The sequence below is a fragment of the Accumulibacter sp. genome (genome assembly GCF_023806635.1).
GTDB lineage: Bacteria > Pseudomonadota > Gammaproteobacteria > Burkholderiales > Rhodocyclaceae > Accumulibacter.
Genome location: NZ_JAMTDQ010000057.1, coordinates 43,214 through 67,818, shown reverse-complemented (window position 1 = coordinate 67,818; position 24,605 = coordinate 43,214). Strand labels below are relative to the sequence as shown.

At 67.8% G+C, this 24,605-nt stretch carries 20 protein-coding genes; 9 read left to right on the top strand and 11 right to left on the bottom strand.

Features of this window, described 5'->3' with window-relative positions; genetic code table 11:
• Nucleotides 1-52 precede the first annotated feature (52 nt).
• Genes NFW30_RS11080 through NFW30_RS11065 form a run of 4 tightly spaced genes read right to left on the bottom strand, consistent with a single transcriptional unit; the run spans nt 53 to nt 7,534 of the window.
• Nucleotides 53-928, bottom strand: coding sequence for a formate dehydrogenase accessory sulfurtransferase FdhD (locus tag NFW30_RS11080; RefSeq protein ID WP_295372078.1), 876 nt, complete (start codon nt 926-928; stop codon nt 53-55).
• The gene (gene fdhF, locus NFW30_RS11075) at nt 918-3,779 is read right to left on the bottom strand and encodes a formate dehydrogenase subunit alpha (protein ID WP_295355850.1); all 2,862 of its coding nucleotides are present in this window, start codon (nt 3,777-3,779) and stop codon (nt 918-920) included. Before fdhF ends, NFW30_RS11080 begins: the two co-directional genes overlap by 11 nt.
• Nucleotides 3,776-5,623, bottom strand: coding sequence for an NAD(P)H-dependent oxidoreductase subunit E (locus tag NFW30_RS11070; protein ID WP_295355849.1), 1,848 nt, complete (start codon nt 5,621-5,623; stop codon nt 3,776-3,778). Before NFW30_RS11070 ends, fdhF begins: the two co-directional genes overlap by 4 nt.
• A gap of 18 nt (nt 5,624-5,641) precedes the next feature.
• Nucleotides 5,642-7,534, bottom strand: a complete 1,893-nt coding sequence (locus NFW30_RS11065; RefSeq protein ID WP_295355848.1) for a U32 family peptidase — start codon at nt 7,532-7,534, stop codon at nt 5,642-5,644.
• A 229-nt stretch (nt 7,535-7,763) separates the two neighbouring features.
• On the opposite strand from NFW30_RS11065, the gene NFW30_RS11060 reads away from it, so the two are divergent.
• Both NFW30_RS11060 and NFW30_RS11055 read left to right on the top strand, forming a co-directional pair.
• Complete coding sequence (locus tag NFW30_RS11060; RefSeq protein ID WP_295355847.1) at nt 7,764-8,048, top strand: hypothetical protein; 285 nt, start codon at nt 7,764-7,766, stop codon at nt 8,046-8,048.
• Between the two features lie 162 nt (nt 8,049-8,210).
• Nucleotides 8,211-8,600 (top strand): hypothetical protein, encoded by a 390-nt coding sequence (locus NFW30_RS11055; protein ID WP_295355846.1) that lies wholly within the window; start codon nt 8,211-8,213, stop codon nt 8,598-8,600.
• 37 nt (nt 8,601-8,637) lie between these two features.
• Here NFW30_RS11055 and nosD read toward each other — a convergent pair whose 3' ends face one another.
• From nosD to NFW30_RS11035, 4 genes are read right to left on the bottom strand one after another with little or no spacing between them, the layout of a single operon-like run.
• Entirely contained in the window at nt 8,638-9,897 is a 1,260-nt protein-coding gene (gene nosD / locus NFW30_RS11050) for a nitrous oxide reductase family maturation protein NosD (RefSeq protein WP_295355845.1), read from the bottom strand.
• Nucleotides 9,898-9,911: 14 nt separating this feature from the next.
• Nucleotides 9,912-10,631: a DNA polymerase III subunit epsilon gene (gene dnaQ, locus NFW30_RS11045; protein ID WP_295355844.1), complete on the bottom strand. Its 720-nt coding sequence runs from the start codon at nt 10,629-10,631 to the stop codon at nt 9,912-9,914.
• A 23-nt stretch (nt 10,632-10,654) separates the two neighbouring features.
• The gene (gene rnhA, locus NFW30_RS11040) at nt 10,655-11,116 is read right to left on the bottom strand and encodes a ribonuclease HI (protein WP_295355843.1); all 462 of its coding nucleotides are present in this window, start codon (nt 11,114-11,116) and stop codon (nt 10,655-10,657) included.
• Entirely contained in the window at nt 11,109-11,831 is a 723-nt protein-coding gene (locus tag NFW30_RS11035; protein ID WP_295355842.1) for a class I SAM-dependent methyltransferase, read from the bottom strand. Before NFW30_RS11035 ends, rnhA begins: the two co-directional genes overlap by 8 nt.
• A gap of 27 nt (nt 11,832-11,858) precedes the next feature.
• Between NFW30_RS11035 and gloB the strand changes: the two genes are divergently transcribed.
• Nucleotides 11,859-12,620: a hydroxyacylglutathione hydrolase gene (gloB, locus tag NFW30_RS11030; RefSeq protein WP_295355841.1), complete on the top strand. Its 762-nt coding sequence runs from the start codon at nt 11,859-11,861 to the stop codon at nt 12,618-12,620.
• A gap of 162 nt (nt 12,621-12,782) precedes the next feature.
• Here the strand turns inward: gloB and NFW30_RS11025 are convergent, their stop codons facing one another.
• Entirely contained in the window at nt 12,783-13,184 is a 402-nt protein-coding gene (locus NFW30_RS11025; RefSeq protein ID WP_295355840.1) for a response regulator, read from the bottom strand.
• Nucleotides 13,185-13,289: 105 nt separating this feature from the next.
• On the opposite strand from NFW30_RS11025, the gene NFW30_RS11020 reads away from it, so the two are divergent.
• From NFW30_RS11020 to NFW30_RS11010, 3 genes are read left to right on the top strand one after another with little or no spacing between them, the layout of a single operon-like run.
• Nucleotides 13,290-16,670, top strand: coding sequence for a DUF748 domain-containing protein (locus NFW30_RS11020; protein ID WP_295355839.1), 3,381 nt, complete (start codon nt 13,290-13,292; stop codon nt 16,668-16,670).
• Nucleotides 16,671-16,697: 27 nt separating this feature from the next.
• Nucleotides 16,698-18,041, top strand: coding sequence for a DNA recombination protein RmuC (rmuC, locus tag NFW30_RS11015; protein ID WP_295355838.1), 1,344 nt, complete (start codon nt 16,698-16,700; stop codon nt 18,039-18,041).
• On the top strand, nt 18,038-20,455 hold the full coding sequence (locus tag NFW30_RS11010; RefSeq protein ID WP_295355837.1) for a serine/threonine protein kinase: 2,418 nt from the start codon (nt 18,038-18,040) through the stop codon (nt 20,453-20,455). The genes rmuC and NFW30_RS11010 overlap by 4 nt, the downstream gene beginning before the upstream one ends.
• 25 nt (nt 20,456-20,480) lie before the next feature.
• Here NFW30_RS11010 and NFW30_RS11005 read toward each other — a convergent pair whose 3' ends face one another.
• The gene (locus tag NFW30_RS11005) at nt 20,481-21,275 is read right to left on the bottom strand and encodes an outer membrane protein assembly factor BamD (protein WP_295355836.1); all 795 of its coding nucleotides are present in this window, start codon (nt 21,273-21,275) and stop codon (nt 20,481-20,483) included.
• On the opposite strand from NFW30_RS11005, the gene rluD reads away from it, so the two are divergent.
• Nucleotides 21,274-22,407, top strand: a complete 1,134-nt coding sequence (gene rluD, locus NFW30_RS11000; protein ID WP_363322097.1) for a 23S rRNA pseudouridine(1911/1915/1917) synthase RluD — start codon at nt 21,274-21,276, stop codon at nt 22,405-22,407. The genes NFW30_RS11005 and rluD overlap by 2 nt on opposite strands.
• A gap of 54 nt (nt 22,408-22,461) precedes the next feature.
• Complete coding sequence (gene pgeF / locus NFW30_RS10995; RefSeq protein WP_295355835.1) at nt 22,462-23,313, top strand: peptidoglycan editing factor PgeF; 852 nt, start codon at nt 22,462-22,464, stop codon at nt 23,311-23,313.
• A gap of 108 nt (nt 23,314-23,421) precedes the next feature.
• Here the strand turns inward: pgeF and NFW30_RS10990 are convergent, their stop codons facing one another.
• Nucleotides 23,422-23,634: a hypothetical protein gene (locus NFW30_RS10990; RefSeq protein ID WP_295355834.1), complete on the bottom strand. Its 213-nt coding sequence runs from the start codon at nt 23,632-23,634 to the stop codon at nt 23,422-23,424.
• A gap of 186 nt (nt 23,635-23,820) precedes the next feature.
• Between NFW30_RS10990 and phbB the strand changes: the two genes are divergently transcribed.
• Nucleotides 23,821-24,564 carry an acetoacetyl-CoA reductase gene (phbB, locus tag NFW30_RS10985; protein WP_295355833.1) on the top strand — a complete coding sequence of 248 codons (744 nt, stop codon included), beginning with the start codon at nt 23,821-23,823 and terminating at the stop codon, nt 24,562-24,564.
• Nucleotides 24,565-24,605: the final 41 nt, after the last annotated feature.

Below are 24,605 nucleotides of genomic sequence, written 5' to 3'. Positions count from 1 at the left end.
CCGGGACCGACTCGTCTGCCCGTCGCGCGCCTGCGGCCGGGTGTCGGCGTCGTCAGCGACGCGGTGACAGGGTCGGCGCAGCGGTTACCGGCGCGGGGTCGAAGCGGCTGGCGCCGGTATAGCAGAGAAAGCGCCGGCCGGCGGCGCGTCCAACCAGGGTCATTCCGAGCCGCTCGGCGAGCGAATGACCCATGGCGGTGATGCCATTGCGCGAGACGACGATCGGCACGCCCATGCGCGCCGCCTTGAGCACCATCTCGCTCGTCAGGCGGCCGGTGGTGAGCAGCAGCTTGTCGCCGCCGGCGACGGTGTGCATCGCCATCCAGCCGGCGACGGTGTCAACGGCATTGTGGCGGCCGACGTCCTCGACGAAGAACAGCAGTTCACTTCTGTGGAAGAGCGCCGTGCCGTGCACCGAGCCGGCTTCGCGGTGGATGCTGGGCTGCTCCCGCATCCGTTCGAGCGCCGCCAGCAGGGTCGACCGATCGATGCGGGTGACGTCGACGGCTGGCAGCCGCAGCATCCCGAGGTCGTCCATCTGTTCGGCGAACATCGTTCCCTGAGCACAGCCGGTGTTGACGACCGGGCGTACGGCGCCTGTCCGCAGCGTCTTGCTGCCGCCACGGCCGTTGCGCGTCCGCACTGCAGCCGCGTCGACCGACCAGTCGACCGTCACCGAGTCCACCTGCCGTGGATCGTCGAGCAGCCTCTGGTTGAGCAGGTAGCCGAGGACCAGCCACTCCGGATATTGGCCGAGCGTCATCAGCGTCACCAGTTCGTGCCGATCGACGTAGACCGTCAGCGGCCGCTCGTCCGGGATGCGGATCGTCCGCTCCTCGCCGGCCGCGTCGAGGACGCGTATTTCCTGCGTCAGGCTCGCCGTCGCCCGTGTCAGCCGCGGCAGAGCGCGATCGCCTTCAGTCGGCATCGGCTGCCGGCGCTGGCCGGGCGTAGCCCGCAACCGCCTCGATGCGGCCGCCGCGGCGCAGTCGCACGGCACAGTACTTCAGCTCCGGGATGCGGGCAGCCGGGTCGAGAGCGGCATTGGTGAGCAGGTTGGCGGCCGCTTCGTGGTAGGCAAAGGGCATGAAGACCGTGCCGGCGGGAGTTCCCGCATCGGCGCGCGCATGCATGACGACCTCGCCCCGCCGCGACTGCACGGTGACGAGGTCGCCCGGGCGAAGCGACAGCGTGTCCATGTCGCTGCGGTTCATCGACACCGTCGCCAGCGGCTCGATGGCGTCGAGCACCCGTGTCCGCCGCGTCATGCTGCCGGTGTGCCAGTGCTCGAGCTGGCGGCCGGTGATGAGGACGAAGGGGTAATCGGCGTCGGGCGTCTCGTCGGCGCTGACCAGGCCTGCCGGCAGCAGCCGCAGGCGCCCGCTGGCGGTCGGGAAGCGGTCGATGAAGACGATCGGCTGGCCGGGGTCGTCGGCGTCCAGGCAGGGGTAGGTGACGCTGCCGTGCTGCTGCAGCCGCTGCCACGAGATGCCGCCGATCAGCGACGGCATGGCCTGGCGCATCTCTTCGAAGACTGCCGCGACGCCGCATTCCTCGCCCGGGTAGCGCCAGTCGAGGCCGAGTCCGCGGGCCATCCGTTGCACGATCCAGAGGTCCGCGCGGGCGTCGCCGGGTGGCTGCAGCACCCGCCGGCCGAGTTGCAGCATGCGGTCGGTGTTGGTGACGGTGCCGGTCTTCTCGAGCCAGGCCGACGCCGGCAGGACGACGTCGGCCAGCCAGGCGGTCTCGGTCATGAAGATGTCCTGGACCACGAGGTGCTGCAGGGCGGCCAGAGCCTGCCGCGCGTGGTTCAGGTCGGGGTCGCTCATCGCCGGGTTCTCGCCCATGATGTACATGCCGCGCACCTTGTGCGGATCGCTCTCGGCGGCCAGTGCCAGGTTCAGGATCTCGACCACGGTGTAGCCCGGCCGGTCGTCCAGCGGCAGCCGCCAGAAGTCCTCGAAGCGGCGGCGCGCGGCGGGGTCGTCGACCCGCTGGTAGCCGGGGAGCATCATCGGGATCAGGCCGGCATCGCTGGCTCCCTGCACGTTGTTCTGCCCGCGCAGCGGGTGCAGGCCGCTTCCCGGTCTGCCGATCTGGCCGGTCACCGCGCACAGGGCGATCAGGCAGCGGGCGTTGTCGGTGCCATGCACGTGCTGGCTGACGCCCATGCCCCACAGGATCATCGCGCTGCGGGCACGGGCAAAGGCGCGCGCCACCTCGCGCAGCGTCGCCGCCGGGACGCCGCAGACCGGGGCCATCGCCTCGGGGCTGAAGCGTCGCACGTGCTCGCGCAGCGCTTCGAAGTTCTCGACCCGCAGGCGGATGAAGTCCTCGTCGGCCAGCCCCTCGTCGATGACGGTGTGGATCAGCGCGTTGAGCATGGCGACGTCGCTGTCGGCACGGAAGCGCAGCTCGCGCCAGGCGTGGCGACCGATGTCGATGCCGCGCGGGTCGGCGACGACGATCCGCGCGCCGCGTCTGGCAGCGTTCTTCATCCAGGTCGCGGCGACCGGGTGGTTGACCGTCGGATTGCAGCCGATGAGGAAGATCAACTCGGCATGCCGGACGTCGTTGACCGGGTTGCTGACCGCACCCGAGCCGACCGCCTCGAGCAATGCGGTGACGCTGGAGGCGTGGCAGAGGCGGGTGCAATGGTCGACGTTGTTGCTGCCGAAGCCGGTCCGCACCAGCTTCTGGAAGAGATAGGCCTCCTCGTTGCTGCCCTTGGCCGAGCCGAAGCCGGCCAGCGTCCGTCCGCCATGCTGCCGACGCAGCTCCCGGAAGGGGCGGCTGGCCAGGGCCAGCGCTTCCTCCCAGCTCGCCTCGCGGAACAGCGCCCGCCACTCGTCGGGGCGGGTTGCCTGCGCGGCATCCTTGGCGGCGCCGGCGAGGCGGATCAGTGGCCGCGTCAGGCGTTGCGGGTGGTGCACGTAGTCGAGGCCGAAGCGGCCCTTGACGCACAGGCGCGCGCGGTTGGCCGGTCCGTCGCGTCCGTCGACGCTGACGATCCGTTCGTCGCGCACGTTGCAGCGGATCAGGCAGCCGACGCCGCAGTACGGGCATACCGTATCCACCTGGCGGTCGACCACCTGGCTGCCGTCGCGCGAGCGGGCGCTGAGGGCGCCGGTTGGGCAGGCCTGCACGCACTCGCCGCAGGCGACGCAACTGCTCTCGCCGAGCGGGTCATCGAGGTCGAAGACGATCCTCGCCGACTCGCCGCGCCATGCGTGGCCGATGACGTCGTTGACCTGCTCCTCGCGGCAGGCGCGAACGCAGCGCGTGCACTGGATGCAGGCATCCAGGTTGACGACCATCGCCGGGTGTGAATCGTCCGCCGGCGGCGGCCGGCGGCCGGACGACAACTGCGGGCGGACGCGCACGCCGGCACGGGCGGCCGCCGCAGACAACTCGCCATGCGCCTGCGTGCCGTCGGCGTCGAGCCACTTGTGGCCGATCTCGGGCATCTCGGCGAGCAGCAGTTCGAGCACCATGTCGCGGCTGCGGCGTGCGCGCCCGCTGCCCGCATGCACGCTCATCCCTGGCTCGGGCGCGCGGCAGCAACTGGCGGCCAGAGCCCGCTCGCCGTCGATCTCGACGACGCACGCGCGACAGTTGCCGGCCGGTCGCAGCCCCGGCTGGTGGCACAGATGCGGGATCTCGAAGCCGTGCCGCAGCGCGGCGTCGAGGATGCTCTCGCCGGCGCGTGCCGTCAGCTCGTGGCCGTCGAGGGTGAACGCGACGGGTGCCGCGTGCTGTTCATCGACGGCGTGGCTCATCTCCGCTCGGCCGCCACTTCGCCGGGAAAATGTGTCTGCACGCTGCGCAGGACGTTCGGCGCCGCCTGCCCGAGGCCGCAGATCGACGCGTCCGCCATCACTTGCGCCAGGTCGTCGAGCAGCGCGTGCTCCCAGTCGGCGGCTGCCATCAGCGTTGCCGCGCGTGCCGTGCCGACGCGGCAGGGGGTGCACTGACCGCAGCTCTCGGCGGCGAAGAAGCGCATCATCGCCAGTGCGGCATCGCGTGCGCGGTCGTGCTGGCCGAGCACGATGACACCCGCCGAGCCGATGAAACTGCCGTAGGGCTGCAGGGTATCGAAATCGAGCGGCAGGTCGGCGAGCCGTGCCGGCAGGATGCCGCCAGCGGCACCGCCCGGCAGGTAGGCGTAGAGGGTGTGGCCGTCGGCCATGCCGCCGCAGTATTCGTCCACCAGTTCACGCAGCGTGATTCCCGCCGGCGCCAGCTTGACGCCGGGTTGCCGGACGCGGCCGCTGACGCTGAAGCTGCGCAGGCCGTGGCGGCCGTGGCGGCCGAAGCCGGCAAACCAGGATGGCCCACGTTCGACGATGTCGCGCACCCAGTAAAGCGTCTCGAAGTTGTGCGCCAGCGTCGGCGCACCGAACAGCCCGCGCTGCGCGACGTACGGCGGGCGCAGACGTGGCTCGCCACGGCGGCCCTCGAGGCTTTCGATCATCGCCGACTCCTCGCCACAGATGTATGCGCCGGCGCCGCGGCGCAGTTCGATCGTCGGCAGGGGGCAGGGCGCTGCGGCGACGAGGTCCGCCAGCGCCGCGGCGAGCAGGGCGCGCGCCTCGTGGTACTCGTCGCGCAAGTAGACATAGACGGCGGCGATGCCGACGACCTGCGCGGCGATCAGGACTCCCTCGAGAAAGCGGTGCGGATCGCGCTCGAGCCAGGTACGGTCCTTGAAGGTGCCCGGCTCGCCCTCGTCGATGTTGACCGCCAGCAGGCGCGGCGCTGGCTGGTCGCGCACCAGTTGCCACTTGCGGCCGGCCGGGAAGCCGGCGCCGCCGAGGCCACGCAGACCGGAATCGTTCATCGCCTGCAGCACCCGCGCCGCCGGCAGGGTGCCGCTGGCGAGCGCGGCCGCCAGCGCATAGCCGCCGGTCGCGCGGTAGGTCGCGTAGTCGGCGTGCGGCACCCGTGTCGGATCCTGTCCCGGTACCGGCGTCACCGCGTGCCCGGCGAGCGCCGCCGGGTCGAAGGCGGCGACCGCTCGCGGCAGCGGGCGGTTCGCGGCCGGCGACGACGCCTCCGTCGCTGGCCGCGAAATCACCTGCAGCAGGGCGGCCGGCGTCGCCTGCGGTACGGCGTGCTGGCCGAGCAGCACCGCCGGCGCCTGCTCGCAGCGACCGATGCAGGGGGCGGCGAGCAGCCTTGCGCCGGCCGCTGCGAGTTGCCTCTGCATATCCGCCAGCAGGTCGCCGGCACCGGCAAGCGAGCAACTGAGGCCGGTGCAGACGCGCAGCGTCAACCCGGGCAGCGGCGCGTCGTCGGCGACGATGTCGAAGTGGTGGTAGAAGCTGGCGACCTCATGGATCTCGGCCATCGGCAGCCGCATCGCCTGCGCGAGCGCCACCAGGTGACGCGCGCGCAGCGCGCCGTGGGCATCCTGCAAGCGGTGCAGGAACTCGATCAGCAGGTCACGCCGGTAGCCCTCGGGGCCTGCCTCGCCAATGCACCGGCGCACCTCGGCGGACGCCGCGGCATCGGCCTGTCGGCCCTTGGCGAGGTTGCGCCGGCGGTTGCGTCCGGCCGGCGCGTCGGCGTCGGCCACCGGCGGTGCCGCGCTCGTAGCGTCCTCGCGGAGCTGGTCACTCATCGCCGTCGGCGAAAGCCGCTACTGCGTCGCCAGTCGCAGCGCGCGCTGCCTGCCCAGCCGGCCAATGACGTGCATCTCGCAGGGCTTGCAGTCGAAGCGCAGCGTCAGACGTTCGCTGCCGTTGATGAGGAGCATCGGCTCGGCGCGGATTCCCTTTACCTGCCTGGGGCAGAGGTTGAAGCTGTAGCGCAGGCAGTGTTTGGTGATCATCAGCGACACCTCGCCCCTCTGCTGGCCGCACTCGTAGGCCGTTTCCATGACCTCCACGCCATGCCGGGCGTAGAAGGCGCGCGCGCTGCGGTTGCTGACGCCCGCCAGGTAGTCGAGCGAGCGCTCGGGGAAGAGCGCCGGCGGAACCGCCGCCGCTCTGCGCGCGGGCCGCTCGTAGGCGGCGCGGCGGGCGGCGTCGAGCGCGGCGAGCGCATCGCGACGCAACTGGTTGACGGTGGCTGTCGGCAGGAACCAGTCGGTTGCCAGGGCGATGTCGATGCTGCGTGGGCTGTAGATCGTCCCGCCAAGGCGGCCGAGGCCGTCGCGCATCGCTGCCCGCGCCCGCTCGCCGTCGCGCGCGGGCTGTCGCGGCTGCGCCAGCGTCGCCTGCGCCCTCACGCCGCGCTCGTCGCTGATCGCCAGCACCAGGCCATGCGCATCCTCTCTCAGCACCAGATCGACGGCGATGCGACGGGTTGCCGATTTCCTCGCCAGGCAGCGGGCGAACTCCTGGTCGCGGTTGCGATGGATGCGGGTGCCGGTCTGCAGCACGGTCGCCAGTTCGCCGGCAGCGAGCTGTGGAAACAGCCGGCAGCCGCTGCCGTTCCTTTCGACGCGGTTGATCTGCAAGCCGTGCAGATCACCAGCGGCGTCGAACCAGGCGATCCCGTCACCGTTGTGCACCGCCTGCGGGCAGTCGAGGTCGAAGTGATCGCTGCCGACGCGGGTGACCGTGCCGATCTCGTCACCGACGAACTTCGGCGTCGCGAAGGCGCCGATGTCGGCCTGGCGGCCTCGGACGAAGTAATCGGTGGCGCCCCGGTTGAAGGTCTTTTCCGGTTGCGGAACGAAGAGGAAGCTGCTCTCGCCCGACGAACAGCGCCGATAGCCCGGCCGCTCGGCGATGATCTCGTCGAGCAACTGGCGGTAGTGGGCGGTGATGTTCTTGACGTAGGCCAGATCCTTGAGGCGCCCCTCGATCTTGAACGAGCTGACGCCGGCGTCCACCAGCGCCCGCAGGTTGCGGCTCTGGTCGTTGTCCTTCAGCGACAGCAGGTGCCGGTCGGCGGCGATCACCTGCCCGTCCGGGGCGGTCAGCGTATAGGGCAGGCGGCAGGACTGCGAACAATCGCCGCGGTTGGCGCTGCGCCCGGTCTGCGCGTAGCTCAGGTTGCACTGGCCGCTGTAGCTGACGCAGAGGGCGCCGTGCACGAAGAACTCGAGAATGGCGTCGGTCTCGCGGGCGATGGCGCTGATCTGGTCGAGCGCCAGTTCGCGCGCGAGGACGATCTGCGAGAAGCCGACGGCGGCGAGGAATCGGGCCTTGTCGGGCGAGCGGACGTTGGTCTGCGTGCTGGCGTGCAGTTCGATCGGCGGCAGGTCGAGCTCGAGCAGACCCATGTCCTGGACGATCAGCGCGTCGGCGCCGACGTCGTGGAGCTGCCACGCCAGCCGCCGCGCCGCTTCGAGCTCGTCATCCCGCAGCAGCGTGTTGAGCGCAACCAGTACCTGTGCGTTGTAGCGGTGCGCATGCTCGACGAGGCGGCCGATGTCGGCAACCGAATTGCCGGCGCGGGCACGGGCGCCGAACGTCGGGCCGCCAATGTAGACGGCATCGGCGCCGTGGATGATGGCCTCGATGCCGAAATCGGCATTCTTCGCCGGCGCGAGGAGTTCGAGATGCTGGCGGGTCTTCTGCATGTGCGGGCTTGAATGGGCAACGCTGGCATTCTATACGCTCCGGCCGGCGGCGTTCGGCTTCGTCAGGGGCATCGGGCAGCGCGCCGCGAGGCAGCCAGTCGCCGGGGCTGTGACGGCTGCGCACCTCCTTGCCGGAAGCTTGAATCTTCCTGTCAACCGCTATCCGCGGCGGGCGTTAGTCGGCGCATGCGCGGCACAGTGACCGCCAACACTCGGAGAGGAGAACGACATGGGTAGCCTGAGCAACGAGTCCTTCGACCAGTTTCTCGATTCACTCAAGCAGGCTGGCGTGCAGATCAGCAACGAGGACGAGTTGCGCGAGCGGCTGGCGGAGGCTCAACGCTGGCGTTTCGCCTTTGCCACCCTGGCCGCCAACGGCCGTCCGCTCGGAATCCGCTTCCAGGACAGCAGCAGCGGCGTCAACCAGGACGACATCCAGCGTACCCTCGCCCGCTTCCAGTTTCCCGAAGTCCTCCACAGCACCTTTGCCGCCAGCCTGCGCGCTGACCACTGATCATCGACCGCCGCTGGACTCGTCCGGCAGCGGACTCGTCGCACCCTCTCTCCCCTGAAGCCTCGCCACGCCGGAGAACCCGGGCCGCGAGCGGCCTGCTGCGCGCGGCTGGATCGTTCATGCCTGTTGAACGACGACTGCAGTGTGAGTCATAATGTCGGCATGAACGATTCCCCCCCCCAGGATCCGCGGCGGCGGCTGCGCGAGTTGCTCGCCATAGCCGAACGCGACCGCACCGACGAGCAGTGGGACGAGATCATCGAGATCGAGATCACGCTTGCGCCGGGAAACCGTGAGTCCGATCGCAACTCCGACCGGCCCGGCGAGCGGCAGCCCGACAAGCGGCAGGGGGCGCACGGTCCCGGTCGTCGGCCCGAGCAACGCAAGCCGGCAGCGAAACCGCCGGTACCAAGGCAGGAAGCAAGGCAGCCGGGGCCGCGGCCGGAAGCTGCGGGCGACGTGCCCGGCGAGCCGCGCGCGCCCGATTCGCGGCCACCCCGGCGGCACATGCGGCGGCCCCGGCGCCCATCGGAGACGCCCGGCGAGAGCTGAGGGGTGGTGAGGAAATCGGCCAGGTCCGGCTGCGCCGTCATGATCGCCCACTGCCCCCGACCGGTTGCCGGACAAGTGGCTCGGAGTCGCGCAGCAGCAGGGTCGGCGGTGCGAAGGGCGCGAGACGCTCGAGAAAATCGAGCATTTCCAGCACCGGCGAGTTGCGGAAGAAGGTCGCCATCGGCGTCTCCATCCAGATCCGGTCGGCGTGTGCCCACAGCTCGTGCGGCGTATCGCCGATGCCATCGTCGTCGAGGTCGAAGCCCTGGTAGCCGTCCCAGTAGTTCCCCCACCACACATTTGCGTCGTCGCCATCGCCGGCGCCGACGAGAGCCGACCAGAGGTTGTGCTCGAAGCGGTTGCGCAGGACGAGGTGACCGCCGCGTTCGCCATGGAAGCTGATGCCGGTGATGTTGTGCGCGATGCGATTGTCGATCACCGCCATGCGATTGATCGCGTGCCGCGGCGAGTCCGACAGGATGCCGACCGCGCAATGGATGATCTCGTTGTCGTGCAGCAGTGTCGTGCCGCTTTCCTTGAGCGCGACGCCGGCGCCGCTGGCGTCGATGGCGTGCAGGATGTGGTTGCGGCGGATGATGAGCCCATCCGAGTTGAGCGCCGTGATGCCGGAGGAGTTGTCGCGCAGATGGTTGGCCTCGATCAGTGTCCGGTGGGCGAAGAGCAGGTTCATTGCACGGCGGCTGTCGCGGACGCTGTTGCCGACGAAGCGGTTGCGCAGCGAGTTGCTGACCGTGATGTCGCGAACGCCGTGCAGCTCGTTGCGCTCGATGCGGTTGCCCATGCTGTACCAGAGCCGGATACCGTCGCCGCGATCCGCCGGCGCCAGAGGCAGCGAGCGGATGTGGTTGCCGGCGATGCGGTTGTCGTTGGCCCGTTGCAGGGTGATGCCGAACAGCACTTCATCGATCCGGTTGTCCTCGATCACGTTGTGCTGCCCGCCCTCGATCAGCACGGCGGAGTCGATGCGGTCATGCGAGTCGCCGGAGTTCCTGAGATGCAGCCGGCGGAGGACGACGCCGCTGGCGCGCACCGTCACCACCGTTCCCTTGCCGCCGCCGTCGATGGTGATTTCTCCGCGACCGTCGATGAGGAGCGGGCGGCTGATCAGGACCGGTCCGGAGTAGGTCCCGGCCGGCAGCTGCAGGATGCCGCCGCTCGGTGTGGCGTCGATCCAGGGCTGCAGCGATGGCGCCGGGGCGTCGCTGCCCGTCCGTTCGGCGGCGGCGAGGACGAGGCCAACCAGAATCCCGAGGCTGGCGGCGAATGCCGCCAGCAACCGGGCGGGTCGCCTCAGGCGGCCGACTCGCGATGCAGCCACAGGCACTTGCCCTTGCTCGCCTGCTCGATCGCTGCCAGCAGCTTCTCGTGTTCGGCGAGTTCTTCCGGGCTGGCGCGCCGGATCAGTTGCGCGCGCGCTGCAGCGACGGCGGCCGGACAGTGACCGGTCTCGCCCCGCTGCGGCGGCTCGTCGGCCAGATCGATGATCAGGCTCTCCTGCCCACGAGTCATCGCCAGATAGACCTCGGCGAGGATCTCTGCGTCGAGCAGGGCTCCGTGCAGTGTTCGCCGTGAGTTGTCCACCGCATAGCGTTCGCAGAGGGCGTTCAGGTTGTTCTTCTTGCCCGGGTGCAGATCCTTCGCCATGCGCAAGGTGTCGCAGACACCATGGCAGACGGTCTCGACCGGCGCCATGTCGATCAGGGCGAGTTCCGCGTTGAGGAAGCCGAGGTCGAAAGCGGCGTTGTGGATGACCAGTTCGGCACCGCGAATGAAGTCGAGGAAATCGCCGGCGATGTCGGCGAAGCGGGGCTTGTCGAGAAGGAAATCGCGACTGATGCCGTGTACCGACAACGCGCCGGCGTCGATTTCGCGGTCGGGGTTCACGTAGACGTGGAAGTGCTTTTGCGTCAGGCGGCGGTTGCGCATCTCGACGCCGCCGATTTCGATGATGCGATGCCCCAGCTTGTGCTCGAGGCCGGTCGTTTCGGTATCCAGGAAGATCGTTCGCATCGCTGCTCGTCCCGCTCCGCGTCCTAGCGGAGAGCGCGGCTCTGCCGCAACTCATCCATGCCGCGATTCGCCAGCGCGTCGGCACGTTCATTGCCGGCGTTTCCCGCATGTCCGCGGACCCAGCACCACTTGACCTGGTGCTGCCCCGCCAGCTCCGCGAGCCGCTGCCAAAGGTCGGCATTCTTTACTGGCTGCCGGTCAGCGGTGCGCCAGCCGTTGCGCTGCCAGTTGCGGATCCACTCGGTGATGCCTTTCTGCAGGTACTGTGAATCGCTGTGCAGATGCACGGTCGCCGGTCGGCGCAGAGCCTCGAGTGCACGAATCGCAGCCGTCAGCTCCATGCGGTTGTTGGTCGTTGCCGCTTCGCCGCCCCAAAGTTCCTTCGCGTGCTCGCCGCTTTGCAGCACGACGCCCCAGCCGCCCGGTCCAGGGTTGCCGCGGCAGCCGCCGTCGGCGTAGATCGTCACGATGGCCTCCTCACTCATGCCCGTTCGCCTCCTTCTTGCTCACTGCCGACAGTGCCTTCGGCGCTGCTCGCTGCCGCTTCCAGCTGGGCAGGATCAGCCGCATGCCATGCACGCGCTTGACCGCACGCAGCAGATAGACGCCACCGGCAAAGCCCCACCAGCGATTGCCGGCAGCTTCGATGAACTGCCAGCGGCGCAGCCAGCGCTCGCTCGAGCAGGGCGGTGCGTAACAGCCGAAGCTGCCGCGCTCGACCTCGAATCCCAGCAGCTGCAGCCAGTCGCGCAGGCGCCCGGGTGAGAGGTAGTCGCCATTCCAGGGAAACCCGGCCGGACAGTTCGGCAGCTTGCGCCGCAGGCCCCAGGTCGAGAATGGGTTGAAGCCGGTGATGATCGCCTCGCCCTCCGGAATCAGGATCCGCTCGACCTCCCGCAGGATCTGGTGTGGGTCGTCATGGAACTCGAGGACATGCGCCATGACCACCAGGTCGATGCTGTGCGCCGCGAATGGCAGATGCCGCAGGTCGCAAAGGACGTCCACCAGGCCCGATTCGCCGGCTACCTGGCGCAACGGGATACGGTTCTGCGCCAGCAACCGGACCTCCGGCAAGCCGATCTGGATGGCGTTGTAGCCGAAGAGATCGGCCACCGCGGCATCGATGCTGGCCCGTTCCCAGGCCATGACGTAGCGCCCTTGCGGGCTTTGCAGCCAGTCGCCGAAAACAGGAATTGACATTTTCTGCAGTTCTTCCAAAATTCAGCGATGTTTGACGTCATCCGCATCCCGGCTTTCAAGGATAACTACATCTGGTTGCTGCGCAAAGGCGCTGCGGCAACGGTGGTCGATCCGGGCGATGCACGCCCGGTGCTCGAGGTCCTCGAGCGCGAGCGGCTGACTCTCGCCAGCATCCTCGTCACGCACCACCATGCCGACCACCAGGGTGGGGTTGCCGAGCTGCTGGCACATCATCGTGCCGAGGTATTCGGGCCGGCAGCAGAAGCGATCGGCGGCATCAGCCGGCCGTTGCGCGGTGGTGAGACGATCCACCCAGCCGGCTGTGACAGCAGCTTCGTCGTCCTCGCGGTGCCCGGGCATACGCTGGGTCACCTCGCCTATTATGGCGCAGGCTGCCTGTTCTGTGGCGACACACTGTTCGCCGGTGGCTGTGGTCGGCTTTTCGAGGGAACGGCGGTACAGATGGCGGCATCGCTGGCGTGCCTCGCGGCATTGCCGGACGAGACCGTCGTCTACTGCGCGCACGAGTACACTCAGGCCAACCTTCGCTTTGCGCTCGCGGTCGAGCCGGGCAATCGCTGCCTGCAGGTTCGCGCGGCGGAGGTCGCCGCGGCGCGTGCCAGTGGGCAGGCGACGGTGCCATCGACGATCGCCTGCGAGAAGGCCAGCAACCCCTTCCTGCGCTGCTCCGAGCCGGAGGTCGTGGCTGCGGCGCAGCGTCACGGAGCTGCTGCGGCCGACGCAGTGGCGGTCTTCGCCGCGCTGCGCGAGTGGAAGAACGTTTTCTGAGGATTCGCAGCCTGCCGAACGTCCGCATCGGACGAGCCTTTCCGCGACGTCCCTGTCGGGCTTGATGCGCCGGGTGTGAATCGATCGGTCGCGCGGCCGTCCCGTGCTGCGGGTCGCCCACTCGCTTCCACCCGCGAGCGGACGCGACCCGTTCGCCACCTCTCAGGCGGCGGGCTCGCTGCTGGTGGCCTGCCGCGCCGCGCGCCACGCGCGATCGACGGTGTCGAGCACCTTGCCGGCATTGAAGGGCTTGACGACGAAGCCGCTGGCTCCGTTCTCGATCGATGAGCGGACATGGTCGACGCTCGGACTGCCGGCGAGCATGATGACGATGGTTTCGGGGTGTCGCGTCTTGATTGCCTGCAGCGCTTCGAGGCCATTCATCTCCGGCATCACCACGTCCATGCAGACGATCTTCGGCCGCAGGCGCTCGGTGAGTTCAAGTGCCGCGACGCCGTTGCGTGCCTCGCCGATGACCTCGTACTCGCTGTTGCGCAGCATGCTGCGCAAGAGGCTGCGCATCAGATCGTTGTCGTCGACGATGAGGACGCTGGGACGTGACATGGTGCTCATCCCGGCCGCCCGCCCGGCGAGGACGCCATGGCGGCGCGGCAGTGGCCGCTTCGTGCTAAATTGGCGCTTTCCCCAGCCAGCCCAGGGGCTGCCGTGATGACCGAAGACACCTCTCCCAGCACCGCGACCGCCTCCCTGCGAATGAAGAAATACGGGCTGCGGATTGCGCTTGCCCTGCTGCTCATCGGTGTCCTGGGTTTCCTCGTCATGCCGCCGCTGGTCAAGTGGCTGCTGGTGGATCAACTCGCCGCGGCACTGCACCGGCCGGTGAGCATCGAGGGTCTGAGGATAAACCCGTACACCTTGTCCCTGCAAGTCGACGGGCTGGCGATCCAGGAAAAGGGGGGCGGCGACAAGGTGGCCGGTTTCGAGCAGTTGTTCGTCAATCTCGAGGGGAGTTCGCTCTTTCGTCTTGGGCCGGTGATCAGCGAACTGAAGCTGGTTGGCCCCGAGTTGTCGCTCGTGCGGCTGCCCGATGGGCGGTTCAACGTCTCCGACCTGATCGACGAGTTCATGGCCCGGCCGCCGTCGACCGAGCCAACGCCGCGCTTTTCCGTGAACAACATCCAGATCACTGGCGGCAAGGTGGACTTCGACGACCGGATGGTCGGCGAGAAGCAGCAGCTCAGCGAAGTCAACTTGACCTTGCCCTTCGTTTCCAGTCTGCCGAATTCGGTCGAGATTTTCGTCGAGCCGGCATTCTCGGCTTCACTCAACGGTGCGCCGGTGGCGATCCAGGGCCGCAGCAAGCCCTTCTCGGCGGCGCAGGAGAGCGAGTTGGCGGTCGATCTGCGCGCGGTGCACATCGCTCCCTATCTCGACTATCTGCCGTTGCGTCTGCCGATCCAGCTCGTTTCAGGCTTCGTCGACGGCGAGCTGAAGCTCGTTTTTCGGCGCGGCGAGGATGATCATCCGTCGCTAAGCCTGTCGGGAAGTGCCACGCTGAGGGATCTCGTCGTCAAGGACACCGCCGGCGCTCCCCTGCTGTCGTTGCAGCAACTGCACGTGGCGCTGGCCAGGATCGATCCGCTGCAGCGCGTCTTCGCCATCGAACGGGTGTCGCTGGACGCACCCGAGATCCATGCGCGCGTCAGCCCGCAAGGGACGATCAACTGGATCGACTTCTTCAGCCAGGAACTTGCCGCGCGTTCGCCGCCGGCAGCGGCAGGCGTGACCGCGGTGGAGCAGCCGGCGGTGCCGGTGAGCTGGTCGCTTGGTGAAGGCAGGGTCAGCGGCGGCGCGTTGCACTGGCTCGACGAATCGCACGGCAAGCCCTTCAATGCCAGAATCGAAGGCCTTGATGTCGCCATCAGAAATCTCGACGGCAAGGGTGCTTCGCCGGCGAAGTTCGAGCTCGCGATGCGTTTTCAGGGAGAACCCTGGATCAAGGGCGGCGCCCTGTCGGTGACCGGCGGGCAGCTCGATCTCGCCAAACGGCGGGTCCTCATCGATCAGCTGACGTCGCGTGGCACGCAGTTGCTGCTGCGTCGCGCCGCCAACGGCAGCATCGATTTCGTGCAGCCGCCCCTCCTGCGCACGGTCACGGCTGCCCGCAAGGATCCGGGCGGTGCCTGGGAGATCACCGTCGCCAGGAACCACGCCGAGGAGATCGGCCTGCGTTTCGAGGACGCCGCCGTGTCGCCGCCGGTCACGCACGCGATCGAGGGCCTGCGTTTCGACGGCGAGAATCTGTCCACGGTGGCCGGCAGCACCGCCAGGCTGAAGACCAGTTTCCGGCTCAATCGCAAGGGTGAGGTCGAACTGACCGGCAGCGTCCGCGCGCTGCCGCTCGACGCCGACCTCAAGCTTGCCGTGAGGACGCTTGAACTCCTGCCGCTGCAACCGTACGTCACCGAGCACCTCAACGCCGAGCTCACGCGCGGCCTGGTGAGCGCCGACGGCGTGCTGCAGCTTCGCCAGAGCGGCAGCGGCGGACTCGACCCGGCGGCGCTCGGCGGTGGCTTCAGCGGCGAGGTGACGATCGGTGACTTCCAGGCCGTCGACAAGATCAACTCGGCCGACTTCATGAAGTGGAAGTCGCTCCACCTCGGCAGGATCGACCTGCGCCTGCAGCCCGCTTCGCTGGCGGTCGGCGAAGTGGCGCTGAGTGATTTCTTTGCCCGCGTGATCGTCAGCCGCGAGGGCAAGCTGAACCTGCTGCAGATCGTTCGCCAGGACGGGAAAGCGCAGCCGGCGGCGCTGCCAGCAGCGCCGCCGGTGGTCGCCAGCGAGGGCAAGGCGGTGGCGCCGGTCGGTGGGGCAGCGGGCCCGCGAATGCCGATCAGCATCGCCAGGATCACGCTGCAGGGCGGGGATGTCCGCTTCAGCGACAACTTCATCAAGCCCAGTTACTCGGCTCATCTGAGGAAGATCGGTGGCACGATCAGCGGCCTGTCGTCGGCGCCTGACACTGCGGCGAAGGTCGACCTCCGCGGCAGTTACGACAACATCGCGCCGTTGACCGTCAGCGGTCAGCTCAACCCGTTGTCGCCAACCCCTCGCCTCGATCTGCAGGCGGAAGTCAAGGGGATCGAGATGACCTCGCTCTCCCCCTACTCGGGCAAGTATGCCGGCTACGCGATCGAGAAGGGCAAGATGTCGCTGTTCGTCAAGTACAGGATCGAGAACCGGCAGCTCACGGCCGAGAACAGGATATTTCTCGATCAGCTCACCTTCGGCGAGCCGGTCGCCAGTCCGGATGCGACCAAGCTGCCGGTGACGCTCGCGGTCGCACTGCTGAAGAACCGCAACGGCGAGATCGACATCAACCTGCCGATCTCGGGCTCGCTCGACGATCCCGAGTTCAGCATCGGCGGCCTCATCGTGCGGGTGATCGTCAACGTCCTGCTGAAGGCGGTCACGTCGCCCTTCGCACTGCTTGGATCGGTTTTTGGCGGTGGCGAGGAGCTATCGACGATCGACTTCGCAGTCGGCGAGGCAAGGTTGACGGCCGAGGCGGAGAAGCGCCTCGACACGCTCGCCAAGGCCCTGATCGACCGGCCAGCCCTGAGGCTCGAGATCGAGGGTCGCGCCGATCTGCAGAGCGACCCCGAGGGACTGAAGCGTCATCGCCTGCAGAGCAAGGTGCGTGCGCTCAAGCGCGAGGAACTGACGAAGAAGGGCATTGAAAGCGGTTCGCTGGACAGCGTCGAGGTCGACGCCAGGGAGTATCCGGCGCTCCTTGAACGCGTCTATCGAGCCGAGAAGTTTCCCAAGCCACGCAACCTCGTCGGCATGGTCAAGGGATTGCCGGTCGACGAGATGGAGAAGCTGATCCTGGCCAATACCGTGGCCGACGAAGAGGAACTGCGTGATCTCGCCGACCGCCGCGCGAAGGCCGTATTCGATGGCCTGCTGGCGCGCGAGGTGCCGGCCGAGCGGCTGTTCCTGTTGCCGGTGAAGCTCGTCGCATCGGACGGCAAGGCCGATGCCGCTGCCCAGGCGCGCGAGAGCCGGGTCGCGTTGTCGCTCAAGTAGGCGCGGCGCTCCGCGTCCGACCCGCAGATGATCGACGGCATCCCGCAGATCCTCCTGGCCATCGGCATAGCGCTTCTCGTACTGCAGATCGTCGTCCTCGCCCGTGCCGCGCACGCCCGGCAGACACTCGATGCCGGCCTGCATGACATGCAGCGCTCGATCGCGCAGCTCGAGCGTGAACTGCGCGATGAACTCGCGCGCGGACGGCAGGAGGCCGTGGCGGCTGCGCGTGGCGATCGCGAGGAGCAGGCGCTGGCGCTCGGCCGACTGTCGCAGGCGCTTGCCGGCGAACTCGGGCGGCTCGGCGAACTGCAGGCGCAGCAGCTCGAATCCTTCGCGCAGCAGCTGTCGCGGTTGACCAACAGCAACGAACTGCGCTTCGAAAGCCTGCGCCTGGCACTCGAGGCACGCCTGTCGCTGCTACAGGGCGACAACGCGCGCAAGCTGGAGGAAATCCGCCAGACGGTGGACGAAAAGCTGCACGCCACGCTCGAGCAGCGACTGGGAGACTCGTTCCGGCTGGTCAGCGACCGACTCGAGCAGGTGCACCGCGGGCTCGGCGAGATGCAGGCACTGGCTACCGGCGTCGGTGATCTGAAGCGCGTCCTGAGCAACGTCAAGGCGCGTGGCACCTGGGGCGAGGTGCAGCTCGATGCGCTCCTCGACCAGCTGCTGACCGCCGACCAGTATGCACGCAACGTGGCTACGCGACCCAACTGCAACGATCGCGTCGAATTCGCCATCCGTCTGCCGGGAGCCGACGAGCAGCGGCCGGTATGGCTGCCGATCGATGCCAAGTTTCCGCTCGAGGACTACCAGCGCCTGGTCGATGCGCAGGAGCGGAGCGACGCGGCGGCGCTCGAGCTGGCGATGCGGGCGATCGAGGGCCGCTTGCGGGACGAAGCGCGCAAGATTCGCGAGAAATACGTCGAGCCACCGCATACCACCGACTTCGCCATTCTCTACCTGCCGACCGAAGGTCTCTACGCCGAGGTCCTGCGGCGTCCCGGTCTGGCCGACGCACTGCAGCGGGAACTGCGCGTCTGCGTCGCCGGACCGACCACGCTGGCGGCGCTGCTCAACAGCCTGCAGATGGGCTTCCGCACGTTGGCGATCGAACGTCGTTCGTCGGAGGTGTGGGCGGTCCTTGGTGCGGTGAAGACCGAGTTCGGCCGATTTGGCGAGGTTCTCGAGGCGACCCGCCGCAAGCTCGAGCAGGCGAGCAGGAGCATCGAGTCGGCCGGCGTGCGGACACGGCAGATCGAGCGCAAGCTGAAGGATGTCGAGGCGCTGCCAGCCGGCGAGGCGCAGCAGCGGCTCGGTGATCTCGCGCAGGTGACGGATGACGATCCACCGGAGGGAGGCGCTTGAGCAGGAAAGTCGGGCGTTTCGAGATCATTCGCGAACTCGGCCGCGGTGCGCAGAGCGTCGTCTATCTGGCGCGCGACCCCCACCTGCAGCGGCAGGTGGCGATCAAGACGCTGCATTTTGCCCGTCCGGATGCGCAGCAGAACAGCCAGTTGCTGGCCGAGGCGCGGATGGTCAGCCAGTTGCGCCATCCGAACATCGTGCCGATCTTCGAGGCGGCGGAAGAGCAGGGCGATCTGTATCTGGTCTTCCAGCTCGTCCCGGGCAGGAACCTCGCCGAGCACCTGCAGATCACCGGTGCCTTGCCGCCGGCGCGCGCGCTGCCGATCATGCTGGCGATCCTCGATGCGGTGGCGCACGCCCACGCGGCCGGCATCATTCATCGCGACCTGAAGCCGAGCAACATCCTGATCGACGACGATGCTGTGGCGCGGGTGATGGATTTCGGCATTGCGGCGCGCGCCGAGGCGCGGTCGACCGACGGCGGCCAACTGACGGGGACGCCGGCGTACATGGCGCCGGAGTACATCGCCGAGCGCCGAAGCAGCGAGCGCTCGGACATCTTCGCCGCTGGCCTGGTCCTCTACGAGTTGCTCGTCGGCCGCCGCGCACTGGCCGGCAGTGACGTGCAGCAGGTGATGCGGCGGCTCGTCAGCGAGGACATCCGCTTGCCCACGGAGACCGCCGGCCTGCTCGACGAGCGCCTCGTGCATCTGGTGCACCGCGCTCTCGAACGCGATCCGGCCAATCGCTACGAGTCCGCCGCGCAGATGCGCGAGGCGCTCGACGAGCATCTGCATCCATCGCCCATTGGCGAAGCAAACGACGCGCGCCAGAGCACGATCGACTTCCTGTTGCGGCGGATGCGGCACAAGAGCGACTTTCCTGCGCTCTCGGAATCGGTGAGTGCGATCAACAGGATCACCGCCGCCGAGAACCAGAGCGTGTCGCAGCTTGCCAACACGATCCTGAAAGACTTCTCGCTGACCAACAAGATCCTGCGCATGGTCAACTCCGCGTACTACCAGCAGGCGGGTGGCGGCAACATCAGCACCGTCTCGCGCGCCGTCGTCGTTCTTGGACTCGATGCCGTACGCAGCATGGCGATCACCGTGCTGCTTCTCGATCACCTGCAGAACAAGGAGAATGCCGACCAGCTCAAGGACGAGTTCCTGCGCGCCAACCTCGCCGGTGTTCTGGCGCGTGACATCGGCAGCAAGGTTGCCGGCCGCTCCGAGAGCGAGGAGGCTTTCATCTGCGCGATGTTCCACAATCTCGGGCGCCTGCTGAGCCAGTATTACTTTCCGGAAGAGAGCGCCGAGATCCGGCGTGTCCTGCTGCAGCGGAACTGCGCCGAAGACGCTGCGGCGCAGCAGGTGCTCGGCATCTCCTTCGCCGATCTCGGAATGGCCATCGCCCAGACCTGGGGTTTCCCGCGCCAGATCGTCAACAGCATGCGGCGCCTCCCGGCAGGCACGGTCCGTCGTCCTCTCGGCACCGAAGACCGCTTCCGTGTCCTGGCAGCGCTGTCGAACGAGTTGTGCGGGGTGATTGCAGAGAACACCAGCGAGCAGCAGCCGAAGGAACTGCGGCGCATCGCCGGCCGCTTCGCCGAAGCCATGGCGGTCGACGAGCAGGACCTGCGGCAGGCCGTCGACCGGTCGCTCGAACAGGTGGCGGAGTTCGCGCGCAGCATTCGCCTGAACCTGCAACAGACGCGCGTCGGTCGCCAACTCAAGGCCTGGGGCGCGTCGCAGGCCAGCCTGGTCGCTCCGCCGCCGGCTGACGACGGACTGGGCGACAGCGCCCTGCCCGAGCTTGCCGCCGTGCCGCCAGTGGCCGACCGGGCTCTCGATGCGGCGGAGGCGGTGGTTGCCGGCATCGCCGGCAGCAACGACGGCGGTGCGAGGACAGCGACCCTGCTTGCCGGCATCCAGGACGTGAGCAACGCGTTGGTCAGCGATTTCCGGCTCAACGACGTCCTGCGCATCACCCTCGAGACGATGTACCGCGCCATGGGTTTCCGGCGGGTGATCCTTTGCGTGCGGGACCAGCGCAGCAATTCGATGCTCGGTCGCTTTGGTTTCGGTCCCGATGCGCTGGAGGTGGCAAAGCGCTTTCGCTTCTCCCTCGTCTTCTCGCCCGACATCTTCCATGCCGCGCTGGTCAATGGCGTCGACATCCTGATCAGCGACACCAACCACCCGAAGATCGCGGCGCGCATCCCGGACTGGTTTCGCAAGGCGGTGGCGGCCGAGACCTTCGTCGTCCTGCCTCTGTGCATCAAGCGCAGCCCGGTGGCGATGATCTACGCCGATCGGGCGCTGGCGGGGGAGATTCTCATTTCCGGACAGGAACTCTCGCTGCTGCGAACCCTGCGCAATCAGGCGGTGCTGGCGATCAAGCAGTCGGGCTGAACGATCTCCGGCGTCCGTTTGCCTGCTACCAGAGTTTCCACCACGGCTCCTTGCGCTCGAGGCCGCGCACGTAGTAGACGCTGTTCGGGAAGTTGCGGCGCATGATGCGCTCGGCGTCGTCACGCAGATCGGTCAGGCCAAGGGCATCGTAGGCCTTGACCATGATGAACAGCGCCTCTTCGGTGGCGGGTGCGTTGGGGTAGTTGAGTACCGCATACTGGGCGCGGTTGGCGGCGGCGAGATAGGCGGCGCGCTTCATGTAGTAGCGCGCGACATGCAGCTCGAGCGAGGCAAGGGCATTGACCAGGTACTTCATGCGCAGGATCGCGTCGGGCGTGTACTTGCTGTCCGGGAAGCGGGTCACCAACTCGCGGAACGCGTCGAAGGACTCGCGTGCGCCCTTCGGGTCGCGTTCGGTCATGTCCTGGTTGCTGACGATGCCGAGGATGCCGAGGTCTTCGTTGAAGTTGATCAGACCCTTCAGGTAGTAGACGTAGTCGACGTTCGGATGGTTTGGATGCAGCTTGATGAAACGGTCACAGGCGGCGATCGCCGATGCCGGTTCCTGGTCCTTCCAGTAGGCATAGGCGATGTCGATCTGCGCCTGCTGTGCGTAGCGGCCATAGGGATAGCGTGATTCAAGTTTCTCGAAGTACTTGACCGCCCGTGCATAGGCGCCCTCGTTGAGTGCCTCCTTGGCTTCGGCGTAGAGCTTGTTGGCTGACCAGCCGATCGTTTCGTCCTTGCTTTCCGGAAAGAGTCCGCAGCCGGCAAGCAACGAAGCGAGAAAGAGGGATGCGATAATCGCTAAACTACGCATGATGAAGAACCCAGAGAAGAAGAAGGCCGCTGCCGGAGCGCCGGAGCCGCGCGAGGGGCCGGGCGATTATAGCGCAAACCCCCGGACAGCCCTGAACGTCCCGGCCGAGTTCGGCGGCCAGCGGCTCGATCAGATTCTGGCGCGGCTGCTGGCGCAGCATTCGCGCAGTCGCTTGCAGGGGTGGATACGCGCCGGGAGGGTGGCGATCGGTGGCACGACCGTTCTCGAACCACGGCAGCGGCTCTGGGCTGGCGAAACGATCGAACTGGCAGAGGCAGCGGACGAACGCGCCGAATCGTCCACGCCCGAGGACATCCCCCTGCAGGTGGTCCACGAGGACGAGAGCCTGTTGGTGATCGACAAGCAGGCAGGCCTGGTGGTGCATCCGGGTAGCGGCAACTGGAGCGGAACCCTGCTCAATGCGCTGCTGCATCGCTGGCCAGAACTCGGCCGTCTGCCGCGGGCGGGCATCGTCCATCGCCTCGACAAGGACACCAGCGGCTTGATGGTCGTCGCCAGGACGCTCGAAGCGCAGACCGATCTCGTTCGGCAGTTGCAGGCGCGCAGCGTGCGGCGGCACTATCAGGCGCTGGCACGCGGGCGCGTCGAGTCGTCCGGTACGGTTGATGCACCCATCGGTCGTCATCCCACGCAGCGCACACGGATGGCGGTCGTCAGCACGGGCAAGGCGGCGCGTACGCACTACCGGGTGCTCGAGCGCTTCGTCGACTGCTCGCTGATCGAATGTGCGCTGGAGAGCGGACGCACGCATCAGATCCGCGTGCACATGACGGCCGCCGGGCATCCGCTGGTCGGTGACCCGACCTATGGCAGCGGTGTCAGCCGGCTGCCCAAAGGCCCGCCATTTTCCCGGCAGGCGCTGCATGCCTGTCGTCTGGCGCTGCGGCATCCGTTGAGCGGCGGAGCGATGCACTGGCGATCGGACCTGCCGGCGGACATGGCGGAGTTGCTCGAGGATCTGCGGCGGCAGGCGGCGCTGGCCGCTGATGAGGCTGACGTCGGCGAACCGCATGTCGATGACGGCGATGAAGAGACCTGGCAGGAAGCCGCCGCCGCGATCCTTGCGGACGATGACGACGAGGTCGAGGATGAGGATCTGCTCGCGCCATAGGGTTGCCATTGCCGGCGACCGCTTGCCGCTGCCCGCTGCCGGTGGCGGCCGGCGATGAGCCGCGCCGGCTGGATCCTTCCCGACTGGCCGTCGCCGGCGCCGGTACGCAGCCTGCTGACGACGCGCCACGACGGTGTCAGCCTGCCGCCCTACGGCAGCCTCAATCTCGCCGATCACGTCGGCGACGATCCACTGGCGGTGGTCGCCAATCGGCGGCGGCTCGCGCAGCGGCTGCCGGCCCCGCCTTGCTGGTTGCAGCAGGTGCACGGAACGACGGTGGTCGACGCCGCGCTGGCGATTGGCGCCGCCGCGCCCGCAGTCGCCGATGCGTCGTTTGCCCGCGAGCCCGGCGTCGTCTGCGTCGTGTTGACCGCCGACTGCCTGCCGGTCCTGCTCTGTGATCGTGCCGGCAGCGTCGTCGCTGCCGCGCATGCGGGCTGGCGGGGTCTGCAGGCCGGCATCCTGGAGCGGACGGTGGCGGCGATGGGGGTTCCCGCCACCAGTCTCATGGCCTACCTCGGGCCGGCGATCGGTGCGCAGGCTTTCGAGGTCGGCGACGAGGTGCGGCAGGCCTTCATCGCCACCGATGCGGACGCGGTGCGTGCCTTCAGTAGGCTGGCGAACGGTGACGGTACGGCAGCCGACGGTGCGCCAGGCGCGTGTCGCCCGCGGCAGTCGGGCAGCGGGCGTAGCGGCGGCTGGCTGGCCGATCTCTACCTGCTGGCGCAGCAGCGGTTGTCGCGGCTCGGCGTCGGATCGGTTCACGGCGGCGAGCACTGCACACTGCGGCAGCAGGACCTCTTCTTCTCCTATCGGCGTGACGGCGTGACCGGCCGCATGGCGTCGCTGATCTGGCTTGCCTGCGAGCGCCCGTCGGTCGCGTCGCCGGAGGGCAGCGGTGTTTGATTCCTCATCGCAGCGATTCCCTGGCAACCTCCCGGGGCACCAACTGCCGACGGCGACCGGCGGGCGAAGGCACGGCTCCATGCATCGGCCTGGGGGGCGCAGGGGCGGTCAGGGTGACGGGTCCGGCTGATCGCCAGCCGTCGCCTGCGCCGCCTTGCGGGCTGCCCGGCGCCGGCGCCCCGGCCCGCCGAAAAGCCAGAGCAGGAGGGCGAGCGGCAGGATGCCGTAGAACAGCAGTGTGAGGATGCCGGCGACGACATTGCTTTCGGTCAGGGCCATCAGCACGGTCACGTAAAGCCAGGCGAGGGCGACGATGTGCATGCCGGGATTATAGGCGCCGAACCTTCGCTCGACATGCGGCCGCGACGTGACCGCGCAGCGCGGCGACGCAGAGGCGAAAACTTTGCCTGCCGGCGTTGACAGCACCGATGCTGCAATGCAGAATCGCCGACGGCCTTACTTGGTCAAGATAAGAGCGTTCAACCTTCAACAGGAAAGGAAACATCGATGACGCAACGTGTTGCATTGGTTACGGGTGCCATGGGGGGGATCGGTACCGCCATCTGTCAGGAACTGGCGAAGGCCGGCCACAAGGTGGTTGCCGCCTATCATCCGGAGTTCGACAAGCCGGAAGAGTGGACCAAGGCGATGGCCGAAGCCGGTTTCAGCGATTTCATCTGTGTCGCCGGTGATGTTTCCGATTACGATTCCTGCGTCGCGCTCGTCGCCGAGGCTGAAGCCAAGGCCGGGCCGATCGACATCCTGGTCAACAACGCCGGCATCACGCGTGACAAGATGTTCGCCCGCATGGAGCCTGCGCAGTGGAATGCGGTGATTTCGACCAACCTTGGCAGCCTGTTCAACATGACCAAGCAGGTCTCGGGCAAGATGGCGGAGCGGGGCTGGGGCCGCATCATCAACATCTCCTCGGTGAACGGTCTGCGCGGCCAGGCTGGCCAGACCAACTACTCGGCGGCCAAGGCCGGCGTCATTGGTTTCACCAAGGCGCTGGCCGCCGAGGTGGCGGCGAAGGGCGTGACTGTGAACGCGATCACTCCGGGCTACGTCGCGACGCAGATGGTCATGGCGATCAAGCCGGAGATCCTGCAGGGCATCATCGACACGGTGCCGATGAAGCGCCTGGCGAAGCCGGAGGAGATCGGTGGCGCCTGTGTCTACCTCGCGTCCGACATCGCCGGCTTCATGACCGGTTCGACGATGAACATCTGCGGCGGTCTCTACTACCAGTAAGAGAAACTTTTTTCTGCCGTTCGGTCCAGACAGGCTCCAGA

Bases quoted from the DNA above. Each gene is read 5' to 3' on its own strand.
- NFW30_RS11020 (WP_295355839.1), top strand. From the start codon at position 13,290: ATGACCGAAGACACCTCTCCCAGCACCGCGACCGCCTCCCTGCGAATG.
- NFW30_RS11035 (WP_295355842.1), bottom strand. From the start codon at position 11,831: ATGTCAATTCCTGTTTTCGGCGACTGGCTGCAAAGCCCGCAAGGGCGC.
- rmuC (WP_295355838.1), top strand. From the start codon at position 16,698: ATGATCGACGGCATCCCGCAGATCCTCCTGGCCATCGGCATAGCGCTT.
- NFW30_RS11055 (WP_295355846.1), top strand. From the start codon at position 8,211: ATGAACGATTCCCCCCCCCAGGATCCGCGGCGGCGGCTGCGCGAGTTG.
- pgeF (WP_295355835.1), top strand. From the start codon at position 22,462: ATGAGCCGCGCCGGCTGGATCCTTCCCGACTGGCCGTCGCCGGCGCCG.
- NFW30_RS10990 (WP_295355834.1), bottom strand. From the start codon at position 23,634: ATGCACATCGTCGCCCTCGCCTGGCTTTACGTGACCGTGCTGATGGCC.
- fdhF (WP_295355850.1), bottom strand. From the start codon at position 3,779: ATGAGCCACGCCGTCGATGAACAGCACGCGGCACCCGTCGCGTTCACC.
- phbB (WP_295355833.1), top strand. From the start codon at position 23,821: ATGACGCAACGTGTTGCATTGGTTACGGGTGCCATGGGGGGGATCGGT.
- NFW30_RS11080 (WP_295372078.1), bottom strand. From the start codon at position 928: ATGCCGACTGAAGGCGATCGCGCTCTGCCGCGGCTGACACGGGCGACG.
- rnhA (WP_295355843.1), bottom strand. From the start codon at position 11,116: ATGAGTGAGGAGGCCATCGTGACGATCTACGCCGACGGCGGCTGCCGC.
- gloB (WP_295355841.1), top strand. From the start codon at position 11,859: ATGTTTGACGTCATCCGCATCCCGGCTTTCAAGGATAACTACATCTGG.
- NFW30_RS11025 (WP_295355840.1), bottom strand. From the start codon at position 13,184: ATGTCACGTCCCAGCGTCCTCATCGTCGACGACAACGATCTGATGCGC.
- NFW30_RS11065 (WP_295355848.1), bottom strand. From the start codon at position 7,534: ATGCAGAAGACCCGCCAGCATCTCGAACTCCTCGCGCCGGCGAAGAAT.
- rluD (WP_363322097.1), top strand. From the start codon at position 21,274: ATGATGAAGAACCCAGAGAAGAAGAAGGCCGCTGCCGGAGCGCCGGAG.
- dnaQ (WP_295355844.1), bottom strand. From the start codon at position 10,631: ATGCGAACGATCTTCCTGGATACCGAAACGACCGGCCTCGAGCACAAG.
- NFW30_RS11005 (WP_295355836.1), bottom strand. From the start codon at position 21,275: ATGCGTAGTTTAGCGATTATCGCATCCCTCTTTCTCGCTTCGTTGCTT.
- NFW30_RS11070 (WP_295355849.1), bottom strand. From the start codon at position 5,623: ATGAGTGACCAGCTCCGCGAGGACGCTACGAGCGCGGCACCGCCGGTG.
- NFW30_RS11060 (WP_295355847.1), top strand. From the start codon at position 7,764: ATGGGTAGCCTGAGCAACGAGTCCTTCGACCAGTTTCTCGATTCACTC.